The organism is Micromonospora sp. NPDC003776, from assembly GCF_053605645.1.
This window is the reverse complement of sequence record NZ_JBSGJR010000007.1, coordinates 18,156-41,716: the sequence shown is the minus strand read 5'-3', so window position 1 is coordinate 41,716 and position 23,561 is coordinate 18,156. Positions and strand designations below refer to the sequence as shown.

The 23,561-nt window shown below is 73.2% G+C and carries 23 protein-coding genes; 9 read left to right on the top strand and 14 right to left on the bottom strand.

Going from position 1 to position 23,561, the window contains the following annotated elements:
• Nucleotides 1–867 (bottom strand): AurF N-oxygenase family protein (locus tag ACWEVO_RS01430; RefSeq protein WP_452305590.1); only part of this gene is annotated, 867 nt, incomplete at its 3' end.
• A gap of 48 nt (nt 868–915) precedes the next feature.
• Here ACWEVO_RS01430 and ACWEVO_RS01425 point away from each other — a divergent pair.
• Genes ACWEVO_RS01425 through ACWEVO_RS01410 form a run of 4 tightly spaced genes read left to right on the top strand, consistent with a single transcriptional unit; the run spans nt 916 to nt 3,445 of the window.
• Entirely contained in the window at nt 916–1,632 is a 717-nt protein-coding gene (locus ACWEVO_RS01425; RefSeq protein WP_452305589.1) for a TetR family transcriptional regulator, read from the top strand.
• Nucleotides 1,629–1,904 (top strand): DUF4873 domain-containing protein, encoded by a 276-nt coding sequence (locus ACWEVO_RS01420; protein WP_452305588.1) that lies wholly within the window; start codon nt 1,629–1,631, stop codon nt 1,902–1,904. The genes ACWEVO_RS01425 and ACWEVO_RS01420 overlap by 4 nt, the downstream gene beginning before the upstream one ends.
• 40 nt (nt 1,905–1,944) lie before the next feature.
• Nucleotides 1,945–2,643 carry a YdcF family protein gene (locus ACWEVO_RS01415; protein ID WP_452305587.1) on the top strand — a complete coding sequence of 233 codons (699 nt, stop codon included), beginning with the start codon at nt 1,945–1,947 and terminating at the stop codon, nt 2,641–2,643.
• A gap of 46 nt (nt 2,644–2,689) precedes the next feature.
• Nucleotides 2,690–3,445: a glycosyltransferase family 2 protein gene (locus tag ACWEVO_RS01410; RefSeq protein ID WP_452305586.1), complete on the top strand. Its 756-nt coding sequence runs from the start codon at nt 2,690–2,692 to the stop codon at nt 3,443–3,445.
• Here ACWEVO_RS01410 and ACWEVO_RS01405 read toward each other — a convergent pair.
• The 6 genes from ACWEVO_RS01405 to ACWEVO_RS01380 all read right to left on the bottom strand — a co-directional run bounded on the left by ACWEVO_RS01405 (nt 3,436) and on the right by ACWEVO_RS01380 (nt 10,394).
• Nucleotides 3,436–6,009 carry a discoidin domain-containing protein gene (locus ACWEVO_RS01405; RefSeq protein ID WP_452305585.1) on the bottom strand — a complete coding sequence of 858 codons (2,574 nt, stop codon included), beginning with the start codon at nt 6,007–6,009 and terminating at the stop codon, nt 3,436–3,438. The genes ACWEVO_RS01410 and ACWEVO_RS01405 overlap by 10 nt on opposite strands.
• Before the next feature lie 181 nt (nt 6,010–6,190).
• A complete protein-coding gene (locus ACWEVO_RS01400) occupies nt 6,191–6,313 on the bottom strand; it encodes a 50S ribosomal protein L36 (protein WP_089008045.1) in 123 nt (40 codons plus the stop codon).
• Between the two features lie 90 nt (nt 6,314–6,403).
• Nucleotides 6,404–6,958: a TetR/AcrR family transcriptional regulator gene (locus ACWEVO_RS01395; protein WP_452305584.1), complete on the bottom strand. Its 555-nt coding sequence runs from the start codon at nt 6,956–6,958 to the stop codon at nt 6,404–6,406.
• An 83-nt stretch (nt 6,959–7,041) separates the two neighbouring features.
• A complete protein-coding gene (locus ACWEVO_RS01390; protein WP_452305583.1) occupies nt 7,042–7,755 on the bottom strand; it encodes an ABC transporter ATP-binding protein in 714 nt (237 codons plus the stop codon).
• Nucleotides 7,752–8,882: an FtsX-like permease family protein gene (locus ACWEVO_RS01385; RefSeq protein WP_452305582.1), complete on the bottom strand. Its 1,131-nt coding sequence runs from the start codon at nt 8,880–8,882 to the stop codon at nt 7,752–7,754. Before ACWEVO_RS01385 ends, ACWEVO_RS01390 begins: the two co-directional genes overlap by 4 nt.
• Before the next feature lie 159 nt (nt 8,883–9,041).
• The gene (locus ACWEVO_RS01380) at nt 9,042–10,394 is read right to left on the bottom strand and encodes an extracellular catalytic domain type 1 short-chain-length polyhydroxyalkanoate depolymerase (RefSeq protein ID WP_452305581.1); all 1,353 of its coding nucleotides are present in this window, start codon (nt 10,392–10,394) and stop codon (nt 9,042–9,044) included.
• Nucleotides 10,395–10,634: 240 nt separating this feature from the next.
• Between ACWEVO_RS01380 and ACWEVO_RS01375 the strand changes: the two genes are divergently transcribed.
• Entirely contained in the window at nt 10,635–11,549 is a 915-nt protein-coding gene (locus ACWEVO_RS01375) for a serine hydrolase domain-containing protein (RefSeq protein ID WP_452305580.1), read from the top strand.
• Here the strand turns inward: ACWEVO_RS01375 and ACWEVO_RS01370 are convergent.
• On the bottom strand, nt 11,542–12,423 hold the full coding sequence (locus tag ACWEVO_RS01370) for a winged helix-turn-helix transcriptional regulator (RefSeq protein WP_452305579.1): 882 nt from the start codon (nt 12,421–12,423) through the stop codon (nt 11,542–11,544). The two genes, ACWEVO_RS01375 and ACWEVO_RS01370, sit on opposite strands and share 8 nt — an antisense overlap.
• Nucleotides 12,424–12,506: 83 nt before the next feature.
• Here ACWEVO_RS01370 and ACWEVO_RS01365 point away from each other — a divergent pair, with 83 nt between their 5' ends.
• The gene (locus ACWEVO_RS01365) at nt 12,507–13,772 is read left to right on the top strand and encodes an MFS transporter (protein ID WP_452305578.1); all 1,266 of its coding nucleotides are present in this window, start codon (nt 12,507–12,509) and stop codon (nt 13,770–13,772) included.
• A 419-nt stretch (nt 13,773–14,191) separates the two neighbouring features.
• Entirely contained in the window at nt 14,192–15,283 is a 1,092-nt protein-coding gene (locus ACWEVO_RS01360) for a glycoside hydrolase family 3 N-terminal domain-containing protein (protein WP_452305577.1), read from the top strand.
• Between the two features lie 75 nt (nt 15,284–15,358).
• Here the strand turns inward: ACWEVO_RS01360 and ACWEVO_RS01355 are convergent, their stop codons facing one another.
• Nucleotides 15,359–16,987: an FAD-binding oxidoreductase gene (locus ACWEVO_RS01355; RefSeq protein ID WP_452305576.1), complete on the bottom strand. Its 1,629-nt coding sequence runs from the start codon at nt 16,985–16,987 to the stop codon at nt 15,359–15,361.
• A 122-nt stretch (nt 16,988–17,109) separates the two neighbouring features.
• Complete coding sequence (locus ACWEVO_RS01350; RefSeq protein ID WP_452305575.1) at nt 17,110–17,640, bottom strand: GNAT family N-acetyltransferase; 531 nt, start codon at nt 17,638–17,640, stop codon at nt 17,110–17,112.
• 108 nt (nt 17,641–17,748) lie between these two features.
• Here ACWEVO_RS01350 and ACWEVO_RS01345 point away from each other — a divergent pair, with 108 nt between their 5' ends.
• Both ACWEVO_RS01345 and ACWEVO_RS01340 read left to right on the top strand, forming a co-directional pair.
• On the top strand, nt 17,749–18,162 hold the full coding sequence (locus ACWEVO_RS01345; RefSeq protein ID WP_452305574.1) for a PadR family transcriptional regulator: 414 nt from the start codon (nt 17,749–17,751) through the stop codon (nt 18,160–18,162).
• The gene (locus ACWEVO_RS01340; RefSeq protein WP_452305573.1) at nt 18,159–19,058 is read left to right on the top strand and encodes a permease prefix domain 1-containing protein; all 900 of its coding nucleotides are present in this window, start codon (nt 18,159–18,161) and stop codon (nt 19,056–19,058) included. Before ACWEVO_RS01345 ends, ACWEVO_RS01340 begins: the two co-directional genes overlap by 4 nt.
• A 76-nt stretch (nt 19,059–19,134) precedes the next feature.
• Here the strand turns inward: ACWEVO_RS01340 and ACWEVO_RS01335 are convergent, their stop codons facing one another.
• The 4 genes from ACWEVO_RS01335 to ACWEVO_RS01320 form a co-directional block, all read right to left on the bottom strand.
• Nucleotides 19,135–19,953: an NAD(P)H-binding protein gene (locus tag ACWEVO_RS01335; protein WP_452305572.1), complete on the bottom strand. Its 819-nt coding sequence runs from the start codon at nt 19,951–19,953 to the stop codon at nt 19,135–19,137.
• Complete coding sequence (locus ACWEVO_RS01330; RefSeq protein ID WP_452305571.1) at nt 19,950–20,552, bottom strand: glyoxalase; 603 nt, start codon at nt 20,550–20,552, stop codon at nt 19,950–19,952. The genes ACWEVO_RS01335 and ACWEVO_RS01330 overlap by 4 nt, the downstream gene beginning before the upstream one ends.
• Before the next feature lie 89 nt (nt 20,553–20,641).
• On the bottom strand, nt 20,642–21,181 hold the full coding sequence (locus ACWEVO_RS01325) for a GNAT family N-acetyltransferase (RefSeq protein WP_452305570.1): 540 nt from the start codon (nt 21,179–21,181) through the stop codon (nt 20,642–20,644).
• Nucleotides 21,182–21,289: 108 nt separating this feature from the next.
• Nucleotides 21,290–23,347: a beta-propeller domain-containing protein gene (locus tag ACWEVO_RS01320; RefSeq protein WP_452305569.1), complete on the bottom strand. Its 2,058-nt coding sequence runs from the start codon at nt 23,345–23,347 to the stop codon at nt 21,290–21,292.
• Nucleotides 23,348–23,561 lie beyond the last annotated feature (214 nt).

The following is a 23,561-nucleotide window of genomic DNA, read 5'->3' as shown; positions in this document are numbered from 1 at the left end:
CCAGAGCAGTCGGCCCGGCCCGGAGACCAGACCCAGGCCGGTCAGGTGGTCGAGCACCCGCTGCGCGGACCAGCGCAGGGTGGCCCGCCAGTGCGGGTTCGCCCGGGCCGCGGCGCGGCCGATTGCGGGCGGGATGCCGACCGCCGCGTATGCCCGCGGGTGCACCAGGCGCCGGGTGACCGAGTACGCGGCCCGGCCGATCACCAGTCGCGCGTGCCCGAGGGCGAGCGGTCCGGGGGCCTCGACCTGGCGGGTCAGCTCGTCCCGGGCGAAGCGCACGTGCCGGGCCTCCTCGACCACGTGGATCCGGGACACCATCCGGATCAGTGGCTGGAGCGACTCGTCGGCCATGATCTCCCGCTGGAACGCGTCGAGGATCTCCTCGGCGATGAGGATGGCCGCGTACATCTGCGGGCCGGTGGCGGTGGCCTTGAGCCAGCGGCCGAGGAGATGGTCGATCCGGCCGGCCCGGTAGACCGGGCAGCCGGTCGCCTCGATGAGCCGGCCGAACATGATGGAGTGCCGGCACTCGTCGGCGACCTCGGTCAGCGCGTACTGGGCGTGCCGGCTGGTCGGGTCGGCGTCGTAGTAGTGCCGCACCAGCATCTGCATGAGGATCGTCTCGAACCAGATCCCGGCGCTGGCCGCGCTGGCCACCTCGTGCTTGGTCAGCTCGATCCGCTCCTCCTCGCTCAGCCCGTCCCACAGCGTCGTCCCGTAGAGGCTGCTGCGCCGCGGCGGCAGCCAGTACGCGCCCGGCCGGTGCGGCGCCGACCAGTCGATCCCGACGGTGGGGTCGTAGCTGGTGCGCGCCGAGGCGGTGAGCAGCCGGGTGGCGACCGCCTCGCGCGCGAAGCCACTCTCCATGACCTCTCCCGGTTGACGTAACTTCCGGTAACTGTTACGAGTGGTAGCATGCAGCGCACCTCCACCGATGTCAATGGACCCGACACCCCGCCCGAGCCGCCCGCCGGCCGGCGCACCGGGCGCCGGGACCGCTGGGCCGAGCACCGCGAGCAACGCCGGCAGGAACTGATCGGGGCCGCCGTGCAGGCGCTGCTGCGGCACGGCCCGCAGGTGGACATGGACCAGGTGGCGGCCACCGCGGGGGTCACCAAGCCGGTCCTCTACCGCTACTTCGCGGACAAGTCCCAGCTCTGGCTCGCGGTCAGCGAGGTGGTGGCGGCCCGGGTCGTCGACACGATCGCCCCCGCCGTGGAGCGGGTCCGCGAGGAGCGGGCGCTGGTCGAGGCCACCATCGACGCGTACCTCGGGATCGTCGAGTCGGAGCCGACCCTCTACCGCTTCCTCCTGCACCAGGCCGGCCACCCGGGCATCCACCAGGTCGTCGCCGGCACCAGCCGGCAGGTGGCCGCCGGGCTGGCCCGGGTGATCGGCGACCGGCTGCGCGCCCTCGGCCTGGACGCCGGCCCGGCCGAGCCGTGGGCGTACGGCCTGGTGGGATTCGTGCAGGCGGTCGCTGACTGGTGGACCACCCACGGCCAGCCGATCCGCCGGGCCGCGCTCACCGACTACCTGACCACGCTGCTCTGGAGCGGCATCGAGGGCGTCCGGCGCGGCGCCGACCTGCCCGCCGAGCTGACCCGGGCGCACGAGCGGATCGACCGGTGAGCTGGCACGGTCCGGCGTGGATCGCCGACACCGAGGTACGCCTGCACGGGACCGGACGCTGGGAGCCGGTCGACGGCCGCTACCACTGGGCCGGACGGATCGAACCCGAGCCCCGGATCGCCCGGCTGCTCCGGTCCGGACGCCGGGACGTGGCGGTGCGCGTCGGCGACCGGACCGCCCCGGGCCGGCTGGTCGAGGTCGACCCCTGGGGCGGAGTCCGGGTCACCGGGGTCGGCGCGCCGCCGTGGCCACCGGAGGCGGACGAGGGCTGAGCGGCGCGTACCGTTTCTCCCCGGGTGAAGGGAGGCAGGCGTGACGCCACCGCCGGCGACGGTGCTGCTCGTCTTCGGCCGCGGCCTGGTCCTCGGCGACGACGGCTACCGGCTCAGCACGGAGAGCGCGGCCCGGGTCGACGCGGCGGTCGCCTACGTGACCAGCCACGCTGACGCGTTCCGTCGGGCCGCCGCACCCCGGATCGTCTGCACCGGCGGCTGGCCGCACGGCTACCCGGAGGCGGCGTGCCCGCCGGCCGGCCGCCGGGAGGGCGACCTGATGCTGGCCCGCGCCCGGGCCGCCGGCCTCGACCGGTACGCGGCGCTGCACGCCGAGTCCCGCTCCCGGACCACCCTGCAGAACCTCGTCCACACGGTCCAGGACGGCCTCCTCGCCGATCAGACGTTCGGCCCGACCCGGCCGCTCGGGCTGGTCTCGCATCCCTGGCACCTGCCCCGAGTCCGGTTCCTCGCCGGCAAGGTCCTCGGCCTGTCCGGCCCGGCGCTGCGCGACATCCCGACGCCCGGGGGCGCGGCCGGGCGGGACCGGCGACGCGAGCGCACCCTGCGCGCCGCCGCGCGGCTGGGCTACCTCGGCGTCCACGACCCGGCGGGCCTGTTGCGCCGGGAGCGCCGCATCAGCCGGCTCCTCAGTGGACGGGGGCGCGGTGCGGCGGTGGGTTGGCCCGCCGGCGCGCCGGGTACAGCCGACGGCGATCGGCCCGGCGGGCGGCGCTGATCGCCGTCGGCCACCGCGCCACGGCAGCCACGGGGCAGGAGGCTACGTGATCGTTCTGGTACCGGTCTACCGACCGGGGAAAGACCTGCTCCGTCTCCTCGACGACCTGGCCGGGGCGGCCTGCGGCTGGCATCCCGTGGTGGTCGACGACGGCAGCGGACCGGCGGCGGACGACGTCCTCGACGCGGCGCGCGATCGAGGCGCCACGGTGCTGCGCCGCCGGGTCAACCGGGGCAAGGGCGTGGTGCTGAAGACCGGCTTCCGGTACGTCGCCGCGAGCCATCCGGGGCGGGACGTGGTCTGCGTGGACGCCGACGGCCAGCACCGCGGCGGGGACGTCGTCCGGGTGGTCGAGCGGATGCGCGAGACCGGCGCGCTCACCCTCGGGGTACGCCGGTTCGACGGCGACGAGCCGCTGCGCAGCCGGGTCGGCAACGGGCTAACCCGGGACGTGTTCCGCCTCGCCACCGGCGTGCCGGTGCGGGACACCCAGACCGGGCTGCGCGCATATCCCGCGGGGCTGCTGGACTGGCTCGGGTCGGTGCCGGGCGAGCGGTTCGAGTACGAGATGAACGTGCTGCTGTACGCGACCCGGGCCGGCCACCCGATCGCCGAGGTGCCGATCGCCACCCGCTACCGGGCGGACAACTCATCCTCGCACTTCTCCGCGCTGGCCGACTCGGTCCGGATCTACGGTGCGCTGCTGCGGTTCGCCGCCGGCCGGCTGGCGGGGTGGCCCGGGGGCCGGGGCGCGGGCGGCGGCACCCCGGAACGCGCCGCCGCCCGGCCGGGTCACGGATAGCTGACCAGGTTCACCGGCACGGTGTCGGTGCCCTGCGCGGTGCCGCCGGTGTCGTTGATGACGTGGGTGATCGACCCGTTGCCGCCCAGCGAGACGGTGAGCAGGTCGTGGAACCGTACGCCCGCCGTGGTCGGCGCCTCGAACCCGTGGTAGGCGGCGATGGTGGGATCCACGTTGAAGTAGCAGTAGCTGCCCATCCCCCAGCCCTCGAACGCGGTGACCGCGTTGGCCACCTTGACGGCGGCGTAGCCGACCATCGACCCGTTCATCCAGGCCGAGGCACTCGGCGGGTCGTACGGCAGCTCGTTCTGGAAGAAGATGATCCGGCCGTTGTTGCCGTTCCAGATCACCTCGTACTTCTGGTAGTGCTCGACGAAGAGGCCGAGCGCGGTGACGTTGTCGCCGTTGACGACCAGGCCGGTGTCGGCGGTGTTCACCGTCCAGCCGACGCCGGTGCCGTGGTCGGCCCGCCAGGCCCAGATGTGGTCGATCAGGGCGTCGCGCTGGTTGACCACCAGGCTGGTGGTCGCCCGACCGGCGCCCGCACCGCCGATCCGGAAGAAGACATCCTGGATGGAGGTGGGGTTGGCGGCGTGGCCGGCGGTGGCCCCGGTCGGCCCGACCTGGAGCAGCACCGGCGAGTTGATCGGTCCGGCGTCGAAGAGCATCCCGGCCAGCCGGACCCCGTCCACGTCGGCGACCGACATGGCGGTGACGCCGTTCTGCGGGACCAGCGTGGGGAAGCCGACGCCGAGGACGACCGTGCCCGGGCGGTTCACGGTGATGGTCTCGCCGACCGGGTAGACGCCGGGGGTGAGCAGCAGGTTCAACCCCTGGGCCAGGGCCGCGTTGATGGTCGCCGCGGAGTCGCCAGGGTGGGCGACGTAGAACTGGCTCAGCGGGATCGACGTGCCCGGGGTGGCGCCGCCCAGCCAGGACGCGCCGGCGGCGTTGGTCCGGGTGGACGGGACGAAGACCTGGTAGGCGCCGGCCGCGTCGAGGTAGAGGTACGGGATGTCCCGGCTGACCGGCGTCTGCGCCAGGGTGGTGTAGGGCGGGTTGGGGAAGCTGTTCACGGGTGCGCCGACCACCCCTGAATTGGTCATGTTCCAGACCGCGTTGAGATAGCCGCCGACGTTGCTGTCCCGGGCGTACCACTGCTGCTGCGAGTACGGCTGCACGACGCCGGTGACCCGGCTGTCGGCGAGGTAGCCGCCGCTGGCCCAGCCGTACCCGTTCGGGGCCAGGTTCAGGTCACCCTGGATGTCCATCCGGCGGAACGGCGCGGCCTGGGAGACGGCCCAGCGGGTGAACCCGGCGGACGGGAAGACCTCCAGGTTGGACGCGGAGCGCCAGAAGTTCTGGGTGGCGTTGCCGTTGAACCAGCCGGCGTCGACGGTGATGTCGCCGTGGATCCGGACGTCGTCCGGGTTCCGGCCGAGGCCCATGATCGAGGTGTAGAAGCCGATCTGCGCGTTGATCCCGGAGTAGTCGCCGGGCTTGAACATCAGCGCGTACCGCTGGGTCCCGAACTGGTTGGACTCCTGGCTGCGGAAGACCGAGTCGAGTTGGCCCTGGATGGTGGCCGCGGACATCGACGGGTCGAAGGTGAGCACGTTGGGGCCGAGCGAGCCGCCGCCCGGGATGGTGCCGCCCCCGGCGGCGTACACGGCGAACTCCCAGAGCGAGTAGCCCCAGCCGGTGGCGCGAACGGTGCCGTACATCCGCACGTACCGGCCGCTGCCGCTGACGGTGAGGGTGTCGGTGCCGCCGTCCCCGCTCGTGGTGGCGGCGACGGTGGTCCAGGCGGTGCCGTCGGTCGACGTCTGGATCTGGTACGCCTTCGCGTACGCGGCCTCCCAGGTCAGCACCACCCGGCACAGGGTCCGGGCGCTGCCGAGGTCGACCTGGAGCCATTGGGGGTCGCTGGCCGCGCTGGACCAGCGGGTGCTCAGGCTGCCGTCGACGGCCGCGCTCGCCGGGGTGCCGGCGTTCTCCGTCGAGGAGGCGGTGGCGGGCCGGCCCTGCGCGGCGTTGCCGGCGGTGTCGCAGCCACTGCCGCCGGAGGTGCTGCCGTAGACCTGGAACTCCCAGAGCGAGTAGCCGTAGGCGGTGGCCCGGGCGGTGCCGTACATCCGCACGTACCGGCCGGTGCCGCTGACGGTGAGGTCGTCGGTGCCGCCGTCTCCGCTGGTGGTGGACCAGACGGTGGTCCAGGCGACCCCGTCGGTCGAGGTCTGGATCTGGTACGTCCGCGCGTAGGCGGCCTCCCAGCTCAGGCTGACCCGGGAGATGGTGGCGGTGGTGCCCAGGTCCACCTGGAGCCACTGTGGATCGGCGAAGGCGCTGGACCAGCGGGTGCCGGTGTTCCCGTCGGTGGCGTTGGCCGCGGCGGTGCCGGCGTTCTCGGTGGACGAGGCCGTGGTCGGCCGCCCCTGGGAGATCAGCGGGTCGGCCGCGCGGGCCGGGGACGGCGGGGCGACCAGGGCGGCCGCCGCGAGCAGGACGGCGAGGGCGGCGAGGAGTCGGCGGGGCGGGTGGGGGCGCGGTGGGACCGGTGACATGGGCCTCTCCGGGGACGCGGTGGGACCGGGACGGGTACGCGGGGCGGCCGTCGGCCGCCCCGCCGTTCCGGTGCAGAGTTCCCCGGGCAGTGGTGTGTGTCAATGTGTGCGGCCGCCGTCCGCCGCTTTTTTCGCGCCTTGTGAAAAGTCCGGAACTAACCGCGTGAGCTGCCGCCGCCGATCAGCCCTGGCGGGCCTTCTGCCGCGGGTCGGCCTTGTTGAGCACGAAGAGCTTGCCACGGCGGCGCACCACGATCGAGTTCGCCTTGCGCTTCAGGCCGCGCAGGGAGCTGCGGACCTTCATCCCGGATCACCCCGTTTCCGCTCGACTCTCGGCTGTCCGGTACGCGTACCCGGCCCGGGCCGCCCCATGCCGGGTCGTGCGGTCGGGCGGTCACCCGCCCAGGTACGGCCCCAGCAGTTCGTGGGCGAGGCGACGGGCCGTCCGCTCCGGCGTCCCGTCCTCGATCATCCGGGTGAGGGCGAAGACGACGGACTGGATGACCTCGGCCATCCGGACCGGGTCGGGCGCGCCGTAGGCACGCAGCGCCGCCTCCAGCGGCGTACGGAGCTCGTCGTGCAGCAGCTTGCTCGAGGTGGCGAGGGTGTCCGGACGCCCGGCGGCCGCCAGGGCGCGGACGAGAGCGTGGTCCCCCCTGGCGACGAGGTGCAGATTGGCGTCGACGTACGCCAGCACCTGCCGACCGGCGTCGGCGTGCCGGTCCATCTGCTCCGTCACGTACGCCGACCAGCGGGGGAAGGTGTCCGCGATGAGGGCGTCGAGCAGGTCCTCCCGGGACTTGAAGTAGGAGTAGGCGCTGGACCGGGCCAGCCCGGCCCGCCGTGCCACCTCGGCCAGGCTGGGTGGCTGCTCGGCGGGGTTCCGGGACAGGAGGCCGCGCGCCGCGTCCAGCAGGGCTGCCCGCTGCGCGGCGCGGTGCTCAGCCACGGTGGAAGCCTGGATCTTCGGCACGCGGTCCTCCTGACTCCGGCGTCGGTGCTTGCCGGGACGACGGACGGGGTGGTCCGGAGTCAGCCGTGCCGGCTCAACCGACCGTCGACCATCTCGTACACGGTGTCACAGTGTTCGAGGACGTCGTGGTCGTGGGTGACCATGACCACGGCGACATCGCGCTGCTTCGCCTCGCGGGCGAGCAGCCGGACGACCTCGTGACTGCGGGCGCGGTCGAGGGCCGCCGTGGGTTCGTCGACCAGCAGCAGCCGGGGTTCGGTGATCAGGGCCCGGGCGATCCCGACCCGCTGGCGTTCACCGCCGGAGAGCTGGTGCGGGCGCCGGTCGGCCTTCTCCGCCATGCCCACCTCGGCGAGCAGCTCCCGGGGATCCCGTCGGCCGCGGCGGCCGCCCGGGGCGAACTGCAGCGGCAGGCGCACCTGGTCCCGGGCGGTCAGCGCGGGCAGGAGGTTTCCGGACTGGAAGACGAAGCCGATGTGCTCCCGCCGCAGGGCGGCCCGGGCCCGCTGGTTGCCGGCGGTGAGGTCCTGACCGGCGACCAGGACCGTTCCTGCGCTCGGCCGGGTCAGCCCGCCGGCGACGGCGAGCAGGCTCGACTTGCCGGCGCCGGACGGGCCGACCACGGCGACGAACTCGCCGGGCGCCACCGTCAGGCTCACCTCGTCGAGGGCGCGGACCAGATCAGGTCCGTCCCCGTGCTGGAGGGACACGTCCCGCAGGACCAGCCCGTGCGCACGGCTGGTGTCCGGCTTCATGGCGGCGGTCGTGTTCACCGGTTTCCTCCCAGAGCGGCCGCGGGTTCGACGGAGACGATGCGGGCCACCGCGGCCGCGGCGCCGACCAGGCCCAGCAGGATCAGCCCGACCGCGGCGGCGGCGACGTCCGGCGCGCTGAGCGCGAACGGGACCCCGCCGCCCGTGATGAAGGCGCCGAGGCCGACGCCGACGGCCGCGCCGACGGCGACCGCGGCCACCATGAGGACGAGGGCCTGGACCAGCGCGTCGCGCAGCACCCAGCCGGCGGGCGCGCCCATGGCCCGGAGCACCGCCACCTCATGCTTGCGCTGGATCACCCAGACCGCGAAGAACGCCCCGGCGACCAGCGCGGAGATGGCGTAGAGGAAGCCCTGGATCAGGCGCAGGGTGGTGCTCTCCGCGGTGTAGCCGGGGGAAGCGCCGTACGACTGGTCGAGGGTGAGACTCTCGGTGCCGGCCGCGGCGTCACCGGCGGCCAGGTCGAGGGTGCGTCCCGGCTTCGCCCGCAGGGCCACCGCCGTGCTCTCCCGGGCCGCGCGGTCGGGCAGCACGCCGTCCGGCCCGACCCCGGCCTTGATCCGCTGCCAGGTGGCCAGCGGCACGAAGGCCACGTCGACGTGGCCGAAGGTGTGCTGGCCGACGGTGACTCCGACGACTCTGAGCCGGGTGCCGATCCGGTCCAGCGTGACGGTGTCGCCGACCCGGAGGCCGGCCGTCACCGCCGTCGTGCTGACCACGATCCCGCCCGGGGTCGCCAGCCGCGAACCCTGACTGACCGGCGGAGCGAGGAACGAGTCCGGCTCCACCCCGAACAGGGCCAGGTCGATCTCGACGCCGCCGTCGCTGCGGGCGTTGACCAGCGAGTTGCCGTACGGGGTGGCCGCCGCCACGTCGGGCCGCTCGCGCCAGGCCCGTACCGCGTCGTCGTCCACCACGCTGCGGGAGAAGGCAGCGTCGTGCTGGACGTGCTGCTCGAACGCGAACGCGGTCACCGGGAGCTTCTGCAGCCCGGACACGCCGTCGTTCACCAGGCCCACCGACAGGCCGGACAACATCACCATCAGCACCGCGATCAGGGCGATCACGGCACCCATCAGCCCGAACCTGGTCCGGGCGAAGGCCAACTCCCGCAGCGCCAGGAACATCAGGACCCACCTCGCCGTCTTGTCGACATCATGTCGACATCTTATCGACACGATGTCGGGAACCTGGTCGGCGGGGGTGGCCTTTGCCGACATCGCGTCGGCAACGCACCCGCGCCCGGCCGGACACCCCGCGGCGAGGGCGTCCGGCCGGGCCGGCCGTCAGGCGACCGCGCAGGGCACGCCGTTGAGCGTGAAAGATCCGGGCTTGCCGGTGTTACCGGTGTGGTTGGCCTGGAAGCCGATGTCCACCGATCCGTTAGCGGGGATGGTGGCGTTGTAGGAGACGCTGCGGGCGGTCACCGCGCCGCTGGTCGGGGCGTAGGTGGCGTTCCAGCCGTTGGTGATGCTCTGGCCGGTGGGCAGGGTGAACGCGAGGCTCCAGCCGTTGACGGCCGTCGTGCCGGTGTTGGTGATGGTCACCGACGCGGTGAGCCCGGTGTTCCAGGCGTTCACCAGGTACGCCACCCGGCACCCGCCGGCGGGCGGCGGGGTGGTCGGCGGCGGCGTCGTGGGCGGCGGGGTGGTGGGGGGCGGGGTGGTCGGCGGCGGCGTGGTGGGTGGCGGGGTGCTGCCGTCGAGGCCGAAGAAGCGGATCGCCTGGGCCGCGTCGACCGGGAGGTTGTGCGACACGCCCTGCATGCTGATCGCCTCCACCGGCGCGGTGCCGCCGGTGCCGCCGTAGCGGGTGCGGGTGTAGCCCGACTGCGTGTCGGTGTGCGTCGGGGTCTGGCTCAACCCGTTGACGTTGGTCCACTGCTTGATCTCTTCGGTGAAGTTCGGGTAGCGCAACGTCTCGTCGTTGGTCCCGTGCCAGAGCTGCATCCGCGGCCGACGCCCGGTGTAGCCGGGGTAGGCGCCACGGACCAGGTCGCCCCACTGCTGGGCGGTCTTGACGACCAGCCCGTTGGCGCAGTCGCTGTTCCACTCCGACCCGTTGGTGGTGGCGAAGCAGCCGAAGGGCACCCCGGCGAAGGCCGCGCCGGCGGTGAACACGTCGGGGTAGTCGCCGAGCAGGACGTTGGTCATCATCGCCCCAGACGAGACGCCCGTGGCGAAGATCCGGTTCGGGTCCACGGCGTAGCGCTGCCGGACGTAGTCGACCATGGACTTGATGCCGACCGGATCGCTGCCGCCGTCGCGGCGCAACGCCTGCGGCGAGGAGACGTCGAAGCACTGGCTGCTGCGGGTCACCGACGGATAGACCACGATGTAGCCGTACCGGTCGGCGAGGGAGGCGAACTGGGTGCCCGAGTACATCGCCGGGCCGCTGCCGGTGCAGTAGTGGTTGACGACCAGTAGCCCGGGCCGGGCCGCGACGCTGTCCGGCACGTACAGGTACATCCGCAGGTTGCTCGGGTTGGTGCCGAAGTTGGTCACCTCGGTCAGCGCGGCCGCGGCGGCGGGCGCGGGCAGGGCGAACGCCGCCAGCGCGGCCAGTCCGGCGGCGATCAGCGCCGCGCCGAGAACCTTCATCCGCTGTCGCACGGCGAGCGGGCGATGCGATCGTTGCATGCGATCTCCTGAGGTGGTGAGGGAAGCCGCGCAGGGGTGCCCTGCCACCTGCGTACTCGCCGCGAGGCGCCGTGACGGCGGCCCGGACCCTCGGAGACGAGATAGACAATCGCGAATTGCTGCGATTCGCATCGGAGTCTAGGACCGACCGGCACCGCCGACAAGCATCTTCCGGAAGGCTTCCGGAAGGCGGCCCTGCGGGGGCCATCGCGGACGAGGAGAACCGGATAGGGTCACCCGATGCCGAAGGTGCCGGGCTCGCTTCTGGTCAAGCGCGGCGACACGATCGTCGCCGACGCGGTCGCCGACGGCTGCACCGCGGCCACCCGCTTCCAACTCGCGTCGGTGAGCAAGCAGTTCACCGCGGCGGCGGTCCTGCTGCTGGCCCAGCGCGGCGCGCTGGACCTCGAGGACCGGCTCGGCCGCTGGTTCGGCGGCAGCCCGGACGGGTGGCGGGAGCTGACCCTGCACCAGTTGCTCACCCACACCTCGGGCATCGGGCACTGGGACGACTACCCGGAGATCGACCTGGGCCGACGGGTGGGATGGGACGAGTTGCTGGCCACTTTCCAGCGGCGGCCGCCACTGTTCGCCCCCGGCTCCCGGTGGCACTACAGCAGCCCGGCGTACGTGCTGCTGGCACAGGTGGCGCAGCGGGTGGCCGACCGCCCGTACGCTCGACTGCTCGCCGAGGAGATCTTCACGCCGTCCGGGCTGGAGCGCACCTTCGCCGGCTCGCCCGGCGGACGGGCCGACGTCGCACCGGGTCACGGCCGGGACGGCCGCCCCGTGTCCTCCTGGGAGCTGGACGTGGTCAACATGGGCGCCGGGGACGTCTGGTCCACCACCAGCGACGTCCTGGCCTGGCTGGACGCACTGCGCGCCGGCCGGCTGCTCGACGAGCCGTACCGGACGCTGATGCTCACCGCCCGCGCCCCGACCGGACGCGAGCCCCGCGAGGACGGGTACGGCTACGGCTGGTTCACCGGCACGCTCGCCGGCGAGCCCTGGTTCCACCACAGCGGACAGAACGCGGGTTTCCTGTCCTTCGCCGCCTGCCTGCCGGCCGCGGAGCGGCGGATCGTCCTGCTCACCAATTCCGAGGCGATCGAGCCCGGCACCTTCGACCGCGTGCTGGCGGCCGCCCTCAGCTGACCGCCCGACGGCGCACCTCGTCGAGCATCTCGTCCACCGATCCCGCCGGGTCGGTCACCGGGAACTGCACCGTCCGCACCACACCCCCGGGGTCCACCAGGAGCGTCGACCGCTTGAGCCGGTCCACCCCGCCGGCCCGGAAGGTGGGCAGCAGCAGGCCGGCCGCGAGCCGGCCGTCCTGGTCGGACAGGAGCGGGTACGGCAGCCGGGCGTGCGCCGCGAAGGCGCGCAACTGATCGGGCCGCTGGGTGCTCACTCCCCGCACCTCCGCCCCGAGAGCCCGGAACCGGTCGTGCCGGTCGGCGTAGGTGCGGGATTCGAGCGTGCAGCCGACCGCGCCGGGAATGTCGGCCCAGCCGGGCGGGACGCCCTGCGCGCCGGGTGCGAACGCGCCGGGGAACAGGTAGAGCACGGTCCACCGGCCGGGAACGGCCGGCGACCCGCTGCCGCCGTCGTCCCGGGTCAGGACGAGGTCCGGCACCCGCCGGCCGACCAGGTGGTGCACCCGGCGGGCCTCGGCGGAGCCGGCGGCCGCGGTGCCGGTGAGGGTGCCGTCGCCCATGACGTGCCGGGTGCCCCAGTCCTGGAGGGCGACGAGCACCGGTAGCAGGCCCTCCCCCTTGGGGGTGAGCAGATAGTCGTGCCGGGGCGGATGGGTCGAGTAGGGCTGGCGGACCAGCACCCCGTGCTCGACCAGCCCGGCGAGCCGCTCGGTGAGCGCGCGCCGGCTGACGCCCAACTCCCGCTGCACCGCGTCGAACCGGGTGGTGCCGCCGGCGATCTCGCGCACGATCAGGAAGGTCCACCAGTCGCCGAGCACGCCCAGCGCCTGCGCGATGCCGCAGTCGGCGTCGCCGAGGTCCGCCCGCCGCACGTCCCACCTCCCACCCTTCCGGTCGCCTCGACTATAGTCCGTTTCAGATTGGAACTCACTGGCTCGGATCGGGGGTGGACGGCATGTCCGTCGGGCAGGGGGCCGGGGTGTTCTGGCGCTGGTGGGGCGCAGGTACCACCAGTCAGGTGGGGTCGGCGGTCGGCGCGGTGGCGCTGCCGCTGACCGCCCTGACCGTGTTGGACGCCTCCGCGTTCGAGATGGGCCTGATCGCTGCGGCGAACTACGTGGCCTGGCTGCTGATCGGGTTGCCCGCCGGCGTGATCGTGCAGCGGCTGCCGCTGCGGGGCGCCCAGGTCGGCGCCGACCTGGCCCGGGCCGTCGCCGTGGCCTCCATCCCACTGGCCTGGTGGTGGGGTCTGCTGACCGTCGCCCAACTGGTGGTGGTGGCGCTCGTGATCAGCTTCGCCAACGTGCTCTTCGACGTCGCCAACGCCACCTTCCTGCCGGCCATCGTGAGCCGGGAACAGCTGCACGCCCGCAACAGCCTGACCTCGGCCACCCACGCCGGCACCCAGCTCAGCGGCCCGTCGCTGGGCGGTCTCGCGGTGCAGGCGCTCGGCGCGGTCCCGGCGGTCCTGCTCGACGCGATCAGCTACCTGGTCTCCGCGGCGCTGCTGTGGTCGCTGCCGGCCCGCCGGTCGGACGCCCGGGACCGCCGGCCCCCGGTCCGCGCGCTGATCGGCGAGGGCTGGCGGTACGTCACCCGCCACCCCGTGATGGGACCGACGATGTGGACGGCCACCGCGGTCAACTTCGTCTGCGGCGCGCAGCTGGCGGTCTACCCGCTCTACCTGGTCCGGGAGCTCCACGCGCCCGCCGCCCTGGTCGGCCTGCTGCTCGCGGTGGAGGGCGTCGGCTCACTGGTCGGGGCGACCCTGACGCCATGGATCACCGGTCGCTGGGGCACGGCCCGGTCCCTGGTGGTCGCCTGCCTGGTGGCGGTCGGTGGCGCGTTCCTGGTGCCGGTGGGCGCCGGCTGGTCCGCGTACCTCGCCTTCGCGGCCGGCAACGTGCTCTTCGCCGGCGGTGTGGTGGTGCTCAGCGTCACCACCCGCACCTACCGGCAGACCGCCAGCCCGCCCGAGCTGCTCTCCCGGGTGATGGCCACGGTCCGCTTCGTCTCCTGGGGTGCGATCCCGGTCGGCGGGCTGGTCGCCGGCGCCCTCGCCGGCCCGGCCGGCGCCGGGAGCACCCTCTTCGCCTTCGCCGCGGCCACCGCGCTGGCGCCGCTGGCCCTGCTGCTGTCCCCGGTCCGCGGGCTGCGCGACCTGGCCGACCTGCGCGTCGACGAGCCGGTGCAACGGCCGGCCGCCGCCCCGGTCGGTTAGACCGGCCCGCTCGCCCGCAGCGACGCGGAGCGGGCACCGGGAAGATTCCTGGTCACGGCACTGGTCACCGATGAATCTCGCGCACATACTGCTGATACAGCCGCCGCATGTGGTCCGGTGACAGCGATCGCCGCCGGCGGGGACCCGCCGCTCATCGTCGCCGGCGGATGAGATCGGAGCAGGGCAGACCGGTCACCGACGACTGATCGTCGGATCCCGTCAAGCACACCGAGATCGGTGCGGGCTACCCGGAGGTGGTCATGTATCCAGCGGCGAAAGCTCGCACCGTGCTGGCGGTCGCGGCGCTCGGCCTCGCCATGGTCTCCTGCCAGTCGTCGCACTCCCCCGCGCCCGGGCCGACGGCCCCCGGTGCGGCAGACTCGACGTGGTCCGCGCCCGGTGGGTCCGGTGGCGGACGGGTGGCATCGCCGTCCATCTCGACCGCGCCGCCGTCCACGGAGGCCCCGGGCGCCTCACCCACACCGACGCCGACCCGGTCGGCCGGCCTGACCAGACGGCAACTGGCCGGGCAGCGCATCATCTACTCCTATCCCGGGTTGACGCCACCGGCGAGCCTGTTGCGGATCATCCGCGCCGGGGAGGCCGCCGGAGTGGTCTTCTTCGGGGAGAACATCGCCAGCACCGCCCAGATCAGGTCGGTGATCGCCCAGTTGCGACGAGCCCAGGCGCAGAGCCTGGTCCAGGTGCCGCTGCTGCTGATGGTCGATCAGGAGGGCGGCCTGGTCCGGCGGCTGCCGGGGGCGCCGACGCTGTCGGAGAAGCGAATCGGCCAGTCCGCCGATCCGGTGGCGGCGGCGACCGCGGCAGGCGCCGGAGCGGGCCGCACCCTTGCCGCGGTGGGTATGAACGTCAACCTCGCCCCGGTTCTCGACGTCTACTCCGCCGCCGGCAACTTCATCGACCAGTATCAGCGCTCCTACAGCGCGAACCCGGACACTGTCGCACGCCTGGGACGGGCGTTCATCACCGCCCAGCAGCGCGTCGGCGTGGCCGCCACCGCCAAGCACTTCCCCGGACTGGGGTCGGCGGCAACCGCCCAGAACACAGACACCGGGCCGGTCACCCTGTCCCGGTCGCCGGCCACGTTGCGCGGCACCGACGAGTTTCCGTACTCCGCCGCCGTCGGCGTCGGGGTCGACCTGGTCATGGTGTCCTGGGCCGTCTACCCGGCGCTGGACCCGGACCGCCCCGCCGGCCTGTCGCCGGCAGTGGTCGGGCAGGAACTGCGCCGCCGCATCGGGTTCACCGGAGTGACCGTCACCGACGCTCTGGAAGCCGGTGCGCTGGCTCACTACGGCAGCACCGGCCAGCGTGCGGTCGCCGCCGCGACTGCCGGCATGGATCTCATCCTGTGCTCCGCCCGTGACGTCAGCCAGGGCGAAGCCGCCACCGCCGCCCTGGTCAACGCCCAGACGCGGGGCCAGCTCGACGCCACCGGTTTCCTGGCCGCGGCGGACCGGATCGCCGACCTGCGGGCCCGCCTGCGCTGACCGTCTGGTGAGACGGACGTCCGAGGCGGCTCCGTCCGCCCGAACTGGCCCCTTTGGACGGCAACCGCAGACAGGTCAGGCGTCGCGGGGCCGGATCACGTCAGCCGGCGGATCGACGAGGACGCCGGGGTTGAGGATCCAGGACGGGTCGAGCGCGCTCTTGGCGGCGTGCAACGCGAGCGCGACGGGGTCCGGGCGCTGCTGGTCGTACCACGGGCGGTGGTCGCGGCCGACAGCGTGGTGGTGGGTGATGCTGCCGCCGGCGGCGAGCAGGGCGTCGGAGACGGCGTGCTTGATCTGGTTCCACTGGGCGAGCGTGGCGCCCCAGCGGCCGGTGGCGTACACGGTGAAATAGGGGGCGGGGCCGTCCGGGTAGACATGGGTGAAGCGGCAGGTGACCAGGCCGGTGGCGGCGACGGCGCGGAATGCGTCGCCGGCCGCGTCGAGCACGGCGGCGCGCAGGGCGGGGAACCGGTCCCAGGTGCAGGCGGTCTCGAACGTCTCCACGATCATCGACCGCGCGGCGAGCGCGTCGCGCTGGTACGGCATGCGCAGGAACGCGGACCGCCATGCGTCGGCGGTCCCCCGACGTGGGCCGGACGAGTCGCCGCCGCGGGCCGGCTCGTGAATGCCCCCGTGGTGCCGGCAGAGCTCGACGGCGCGATCCAGCCACGGTGTGACCGGATGGTCGGCGGACTCGAATCCGAGGACGAGCACGCCGCCGGTGGTGGCGGCGCCGGCGTTGAGGAGCGCCTCAGCCGGGTCGAGCAGCCGGCAGTTGCTCGGGTTCAGCGCGGACTGGGCGACGCCCCGGGTGGCGGCGACCGCCTGGTCGTAGTCGGTGAAGCGGATCGAGGCGCCCGCCCGCCAGCGCGGCCGCTTCTGCAGCCGCAACCAGGCCTCGGTGATGACGCCGAGCGCGCCCTCCGAGCCGAGGAACATCCGGTCCGGGGACGGCCCGGCACCGGAGCTGGGCAGCCGACGCGACTGGCTGGTGCCGGCCGGCGTGATCACCCGCATGGACTCCACCAGGTCGTCGATGTGGGTGAGGACGGTGGCGTAGTGGCCGCCGGCGCGGGTGGCCAGCCAGCCGCCCAGGGTGGAGAACTCGAACGACTGCGGGAAGTGCCGCAGCGTGAGGTCATGCCGCCGGAGCTGGTCCTCCAGCGCCGGGCCGAACACGCCGGCCTGGATACGGCCCGCCCGGCTGGTCGGGTCCACCTCCAGCACCCGGTCGAGGCGCCCGAGGTCGAGACTGACCGCCGCGGGGTACGCGTCGTCGAGCCGCGGCTCCACACCGCCGACGACTGACGACCCGCCGCCGTAGGGGATCACTGCGATGCCCCGACCTGCGCACCAGTCGAGCACTTCGACGATGTCCTGTTCCGTCGCGGGCCGGATCACCAGATCCGGGGGGTGGCGGACGTCGCCGTGCAGGTTGCGGACGACGTCCCGGAACGCCTTGCCGTGGGTGTGCGCTGCCCGGTCGGGCGGGGCCGTCGAGCACAGCGGGGCGAGTGATGCCGGCGGGTCGACCCGAGGCGGGCGTAGGTCGAGTTCGGCCACGGGCGGCGCGAGATGCTCGGTCAGGTCGACGGTGGGCAGGACGGTACGCACCCGCGCGGTCAGGGCGGTGGCCTCCGCGCCGGTCACCGCGTCCTCGACGTGGCCCCAGCCCGACCACGAACGGTGTTTCCCGGCCATCCGGTCTCCCGCCGTCCACGATCGCCAGCTCGACTCGCCGGTAACGTACTCGACGGCCGGCCGCCTCGTCGATGCCGTGATGGTAGGCATCGGCTGCCCGCGGTGGGTGCCCGGTGGTGGCGTCAGCGGGTCGCCGACGACGGCCTCACCAGCTGGTACATGACGTGGTCCTGCCACCGGCCGGCGATGTTGAGGTACTCCGGCGCCATGCCGAACCGCACGAACCCGTTGCGTTCCAGCACCCGCTGCGATCTGACGTTGTGCAGCAGGGTTTCCGCCTGCACCCGATGCAGCCCCAACTCCTCGAAGGCCACCCGAACGATCTCGCGCACCGCCTTCGTCGCGAACCCTCGGCCATTGTGGCCGGCGCTCACCCAGTAGCCCATGGCACATGACTGGAAGGGCCCGCGCACGATGCCGTTGAGCGTGATGCGGCCGATCACGTGACCGGAGTCGTCGAGGATGACGTGGGGCAGCTTCGATCCCTGTTCGTGCTGCTGGAGATCGGCTTCGATGACGGCGCGCTGGCCGTCCGCCGTGAAGTAGTCCTCGCTACGGATCGGCTCCCACGGCGCGAGGAACTCGCGGTTGACGCGGAGCAACTCGGCCAGGGCCGGCGCGTCCTCGCAGGTGATGAGACGGGTGATCTTCACCCGGTCATCGTTCCAGGCCGGCAGGTCCCCTTGTCCGCCGGGCAGGGCGGCGGCTGTCCTGCCCGGCTCTATAGCTGCACTAGTACTAGACCTGATACAGTACTAGTCATGTTTGAGAGAAGCGGGAGCGACGCCGCCCTTCTCGGTGACGCCTTCGCCGCCGACCTGCTCCGCGGGCACACCGACACGATCGTGCTGGGGATCCTCTGCCGCGGCGACAGCTACGGATTCGAGATCTTCAAGACGATCCGCGACGCGACCGGCGGGGCGTACGAGATCAAGGAAGCGACGCTGTACGCCAGCTACCGGCGCCTGGTCAAGGACGGACTCGTCGAGGCCTACTGGGGTGACGAGACCAAGGGCGGGCGGCGGAAGTACTACCGCATCACCGACGCCGGCCACGCCGTCTACCGCCGCAACGTCGCGGCGTGGGTCGTCACGCGCGACCTCATCGACTCTCTGCTCGACCTCGGCGATCAACCCAACCCCCGGCAACCGGCCACTGGAAAGGCATCGTCATGACCGCCTCGAACGGCACCACGCGCAGCTCCGCGACAGACATCCACCGCCTCCTCGACGAGGCCTTCGCCGGCGTCGAGATGACCCCCGAGATTCAGGACCTGAAGGAGGAGATCCGAGCGAACCTGGTAGCCCGGGTAGCCGACCTCGAACGGGCCGGGCTCTCCCCCACCGCCGCCGTGCGCCGCGCGACGGCCGAGTTGGGCGACGTCCGATCGCTGATCGACGAGATGGAGACCGGGTCCGACACACCCGCCGCCGCGTGGGCACGCCACCGGGTCCGGCCCAAGCCCGGATTCCTGGTACGCACCGTCGTCCTGGCGGCGGTCGCGGTCGCCGCGCTCGCCATCCTCGTACTGGCCGCGGTCGACGTCGCGGTGCCCGAGCCGGCGCAACTCGCCGCGATCCCGGCCGCCGCGCTGGCCGTGGGCCTCATCGTGGCCGACGCACTGCGGCAGGAGACCACCACCAACTATCCCGTGCGCGCCCTTCGCGCCGCCGGATACGGGGCCGCCACGGCCCTCGCCCTGGCCGGCGCGGGCTCGGGCTGGCGGTACCTGGCCGAGGGCGAGCTGCCCTGGCTGATCGGTGGCGTACTCGCCATCGTGGCCGCCGCCGTCGGGTTCACCTACCTCGGTGCCACGCAGACCAACCGCCACAAGCCGTGGGTGCTCCAGCAACACGCATCCCAGCAGGACGTCGGCGACCGTTTCACCAACGACCCGGCCGCCGCCGCCCGCTTCGGCCTGTACACCCTCACCCTCTGGCTGATCGCCATCGCGGCCTTCGCGGTGCTGGGCTTCACCGTCGGCTGGGCGTGGTCGTGGCTCGCTCTGGTCGGCGGCTTCGCGGCGATGATGCTCGTGCTGGCGCGCATGCTGTTCGCGCCCCGGGACTGACCGGGGCCACCGGGCGCCTCCGCTGGGACCGCGCCGGCTCGGCAGGGCCGGCGCGCAGTGACGACTCCGACATCGATCACGTCGTTCCGGTGCCCGAACCGAGGCTCGCGGCGGTGAGCACGTCCGGCAGGGCCGCCGGTTCACGGCCGGTCAGTTCGGTGACCGCTGCGGAGGTCGCCGCCCAGCGGCCCTGCCGGATGGACTCGAACATGCTTGCGTACGCGTAGGTCCACCACGGCTCCTCGCCGTGGCGCAGCAGGGCGCCGGCGAAGTCGGCCGGCGTGGTGTCGGCGTACCGGTATCCGGCGGCCGCGACGACCGCCTCGACGGTGAGGCTCTCCGGCCCCGTCACGTCGTGGTGCGCGTTGGTGGGTTCGCGCAGTGCCAGAGCGGCCAGACAGTGCGCCACGTCGCTGCGTGCGACGAGGGAGACGCGGCCCTCCGCGGCCGGGAGCGCCACCGTCCCGGTGCTGCTCGCGGCGACCTGCTGGATCAGGCCGACGAAGAACTCGGTGAACAGGCCGGCACGCACGATGGAGTACGGGAGGCCGGAGGCGCGCAGCAGCCGCTCGGTGCGGCCGTTGGTGTGTGCGTAGCAGAACGGCGAATCCACGTCCGCGTCCACGCCGCTGAGCAGCACCACGTGCCGGACGCCGGTCCGCATCGCCGCGTCCAGGACGTTGTGGTGGTGGACGATCACCCGCGCGGCCTCGCCGTCGCTGGACACGAACACCAGGGTGTCGACCCCGTTGAGCGCGGCGCGCAGCGCGGCCGGGCCGTCGTACGGCGCGGTGCGGCTCGACAGCGCGATGACGTCGTGCCGTCCCTCGCCGGCCAGCAGGTGCGCCACCCGACCGCCGACCCGCCCGGTGCCCCCGGTGACCGCGATCCTCATGCCGCCCACGCGAACCCGTCCAGGTCGGTGAAGGAGCCGGCATCGCCGCCGATGACGATCCGGTGCGAGCCGGTCCCGTCCGGGGAGACGCCGGCGTCCTTGGCGGCGGCGCGCCGCCCGTACAGCGCCAGCTTGATGGAGGACTCCGCGGTGGCGAACTCGACGTACTTGCTGCCGAAGCTCTTCGCCACGGCCAGGCCGCGGTCGACGTAGAACTGCTTGCTCGCCTTCACGTCCGCGACTCCGAGCAGCAGCACGACGTCGTCGATCCGCCGGGTGGCGGGACCGGTGTCCTTCTTCGCCGACGTCGCGACCTTCCAGATCGCCCCGTCCGGCGCCTGCACGACGCCGCCGTACCCCCAGAACCCCTTCTTGGCCCGCTTCAGCTCCGTGGCGCCGCCACCGAGAGCGGCGCCGATGAGGCTGTCGACGGTGCTCGGCTGGGACACCACGAGCGACAACACGAAACCACGGAAGCCGGCCGTCGGTGCTTCGGAAGCGCGTAGCCGCACGTGGTCGGCCACCCCGAAGGCGGTGTAGAAGGCGTCGGCGCTGGTGAGGTCGGGCACGTCGAGGGTGACGGACTTGATGGAGGTCATGGCGATCACGCTAGGCACGGGTGCGTGGCCGGTGCTTCTCGATTCCTGACCGGTCCGGCCGGCTGCTCCGCGCGCTGTCGAGCACGAGGTCACGCGGACGGCGTGACCGGGGGGCGCACGCCGAGCCACTGCTCGGCGTCCCAGGCCTGGAACCGTTCCACCTCGGTGAACCCGAGCTTTGCCGCGAGGCGCATGGAGCCGACGTTGGCGGTCTGGGTGGTGAGCACCACCGGCTCCCCGGGAAGGACGCCGTCGAACCAGGCGAGTGCCGCCGCGCACGCCTCGGCGGCGTACCCGAACCCCCACGCCCGCGGCAGGAACAGGTAACCGAGATCGGCCTTCCCCACGGCAGCCGGGCGACGGTGCCCGGTTGCTCTCCTGAGCAGGATCTGGCCGATCATCGCCCCGTCGAGAGCAACGACGAAACTCCCCGGCCACCGCTCGGGCACCCCGGGCGTCTCGCGCTCAAGCTCGTCACGGGACCGGGGGCCGCCGAGGTAGGTGTGCACCGCTGGCGACGCCAGCAGCTCGATGAACGCCGGACGGTCCCGCGCCTCGGACTCACGCAGCACGAGCCGCTCGGTCCGGATCGGCTCCGGTGGCCAGGCGACGGGTCCGAGCTCAGTCATGCCGGCCAGCTAATCAGCCGACTCGGCAGCGATCAAGGCTCGCGGGCCGTCGACCCACCCGCCCGGTGAGCCGGTGGGCGGCTGCGCCGCCGCACGCGGGGACACCGGTCACGCCGTAGGCAGCCAGCCGAGGGTCCGCATGGTGGCGAGTTCGCTCGCCTGGAGGCCGGCCTCGGACACGGTCCACAGCACTCCGTCGACCACCAGTGATCGGCGGATCGGCACCAGTTCCCCGGGACGTCCCGCCCGCGCCGTGTGGTCGATCGTGCCGACCGTGGTGAACCCGCCGTCCTCGACCCGCAGCGCCAGCGCCACACTGCGCGGCAGTCGACCGGCGTTGCCGTCGTTCGCCGTACCGGGGGCACGCGCGGCGCCGGCGTTCGGGACGGTCAGTGGGAGCACGACGAGGCGTTCGGCGGGCCAGTAGAGGAACGCGTGCGGGTCGAACTCCGCCTCGGAGTGCGCCTGTGCGACGTGGTGTTGGGCGAGCCGGGTCGGCTTGGCCGGGTCGGAGACGTCGAAGAGTGAGACCTGGGTGCCCTGGACGCGGCCCCGGTCGGACGCCTCCTGCCCGACGCCCAGCAGCTGGCCTTCGCCGGCGGGATGCAGGTACGCCGAATACCCGTTGATCTTCAGTTCGCCGCGCACGGTCGGTGCCTTCGGATCGCGCAGGTCGACGGTGTAGAGGGGGTCGGTCTGCCGGAAGGTGACGACGTACCCGGTGCCGCCGACGAACCGTACGGCGTGGATCCGTTCCCCCTTGCCCAGTCCGGTGACGCTGCCGACCCGGGTCAACGTCGCACCGTCGGCCCGCAGCACATACACGCTGGAGGTCGATTTGGGGTTGGGGCCCCAGGTACGGCCGGTGGTGGTGGCCACCCGCAGGTGCCCGTCCCACTCGGACAGGGCGTACTGGTTGATCAACCAGCCGGGCACGGAGGCGGCGGCGACGAAGCGTGGGGCGCCTGCGCCGGAGGTGTCGAACTGGTAGATCTCGGTGGCCTCGTCCCGGGGGTCGGGTGCAAGGTTCCGCGCGGTCAGCCTCGGCAGCACCTTCCAGCGCTGATCGTTGGCGACGTACAGCCGCGGTCCGTTGCTGTAGACGGTGTCGCCGTCGGCCAGCACGGTGACCGGGTCGCCGGCGCCGAGCGCGGCCCGGCCGAGGTCGAAGCTGAGCACGGTCACCAGTGAGGTGCCGGAGTAGCTGGCCGGGTGGCTCACCCGGTCGCAGCCGACCTGGCCGCTGCGGGTCTGCCCGTCGGCGGTGATCTCGTAGCGGGGCAGCCAGTCGTCGACGGTCGCGGCGTCGATGATCTCGCGGTTGGCGGCGGTGCGCTGCGCGTCGTTGGCCCGTTCCCGGTAGGGAAAGGTCAGCCGGGGCGCGGAGCGGACCACGACGCGGACGGTTCCGTTCACCTGGCGGGCGTCCACCAGATCGCCGTCGATCCGGTATTCACCGATGATCTTCGGAGTGCCGGAGAGGTCGACCATGACCAGCCGCGGGCCGACGATGTCAGGCGACCCGGGGTCGTCCGCCGGCCCGGGTCGCCGATCCGGGCCGGGGACGCCCTGTTTCGTGACCGCCGGCCAGCCCTGCCGGAGCAGCACCAGCGCCCGGTCCCCGTGCAGCAGCAGGCTGTCCTCGACCCGGCCGGCCCACCCGACCCGGTCGGCGCCGGGGGCCAGGTCCAGTTCTCCGGTCAGCCGGCGGGTCGCCGGGTCGACCACGTACAACCGGCCGTGGTTGACCGTGACGATCCGCCCGCCGTCGGTCTTGACCAGGTCCGGTTCGTCCACCCCGGCCTCGTGGGTGTTGGTGCCCGAGTAGCCGCCGGCGGCAGCCGCGCCGGGCGCCGCATCCGCCCGCGCGGCCGCGGCCTTCTGCGGGCCGCCGAGGGCCAGCACGTCCCCGTTCGGCGCGAACCCCCACGGCTGGACGTACGCCCGGGCTGCCGCCTTCAGCTGCGGCAGCAGTTGCGCACAGGAGTCGAACGCGACGAGCTGGATCCCTCCGGCGGGCGCGGCCCGGTGGGGCGGCGGTGGGGGTGCCGACGTGGCCATGCAGCCGGCGATCAAGGCCAGGCTGGCGAGCAGCGCCAGTCCCATGGCCGCGGGGGCGCCGGCGGCGGCCGGCCGATGGGGTACGCGGGCGCTGCTGCCTGTCATGCCTCCTACGACGTACGGAACCGGGGCCGGGTTCCCCGTCCGGCCGCCCGAGCTCCGCGGCGGTCGGCGGCCTCGAGGCCGCCGTCAACGGTGCCGCGTCGAGGACGCTCCACTGTCGGCTACGGGGCGCGCGGCCGCGAGTCGCCCGGCCGATAGCCGGATCGCACGAGCGACGGTAACCGGTTACATTCGTCGAACCGGTTCACTCAAGACC

Coding starts and splice junctions, on each gene's coding strand:
- ACWEVO_RS01405 (WP_452305585.1), bottom strand. CDS start 6,009: ATGTCACCGGTCCCACCGCGCCCCCACCCGCCCCGCCGACTCCTCGCC.
- ACWEVO_RS01330 (WP_452305571.1), bottom strand. CDS start 20,552: ATGACCTCCATCAAGTCCGTCACCCTCGACGTGCCCGACCTCACCAGC.
- ACWEVO_RS01325 (WP_452305570.1), bottom strand. CDS start 21,181: ATGACTGAGCTCGGACCCGTCGCCTGGCCACCGGAGCCGATCCGGACC.
- ACWEVO_RS01340 (WP_452305573.1), top strand. CDS start 18,159: ATGACCGCCTCGAACGGCACCACGCGCAGCTCCGCGACAGACATCCAC.
- ACWEVO_RS01345 (WP_452305574.1), top strand. CDS start 17,749: ATGTTTGAGAGAAGCGGGAGCGACGCCGCCCTTCTCGGTGACGCCTTC.
- ACWEVO_RS01335 (WP_452305572.1), bottom strand. CDS start 19,953: ATGAGGATCGCGGTCACCGGGGGCACCGGGCGGGTCGGCGGTCGGGTG.
- ACWEVO_RS01365 (WP_452305578.1), top strand. CDS start 12,507: ATGTCCGTCGGGCAGGGGGCCGGGGTGTTCTGGCGCTGGTGGGGCGCA.
- ACWEVO_RS01355 (WP_452305576.1), bottom strand. CDS start 16,987: ATGGCCGGGAAACACCGTTCGTGGTCGGGCTGGGGCCACGTCGAGGAC.
- ACWEVO_RS01375 (WP_452305580.1), top strand. CDS start 10,635: ATGCCGAAGGTGCCGGGCTCGCTTCTGGTCAAGCGCGGCGACACGATC.
- ACWEVO_RS01380 (WP_452305581.1), bottom strand. CDS start 10,394: ATGCAACGATCGCATCGCCCGCTCGCCGTGCGACAGCGGATGAAGGTT.
- ACWEVO_RS01385 (WP_452305582.1), bottom strand. CDS start 8,882: ATGTTCCTGGCGCTGCGGGAGTTGGCCTTCGCCCGGACCAGGTTCGGG.
- ACWEVO_RS01400 (WP_089008045.1), bottom strand. CDS start 6,313: ATGAAGGTCCGCAGCTCCCTGCGCGGCCTGAAGCGCAAGGCGAACTCG.
- ACWEVO_RS01425 (WP_452305589.1), top strand. CDS start 916: ATGCAGCGCACCTCCACCGATGTCAATGGACCCGACACCCCGCCCGAG.
- ACWEVO_RS01320 (WP_452305569.1), bottom strand. CDS start 23,347: ATGACAGGCAGCAGCGCCCGCGTACCCCATCGGCCGGCCGCCGCCGGC.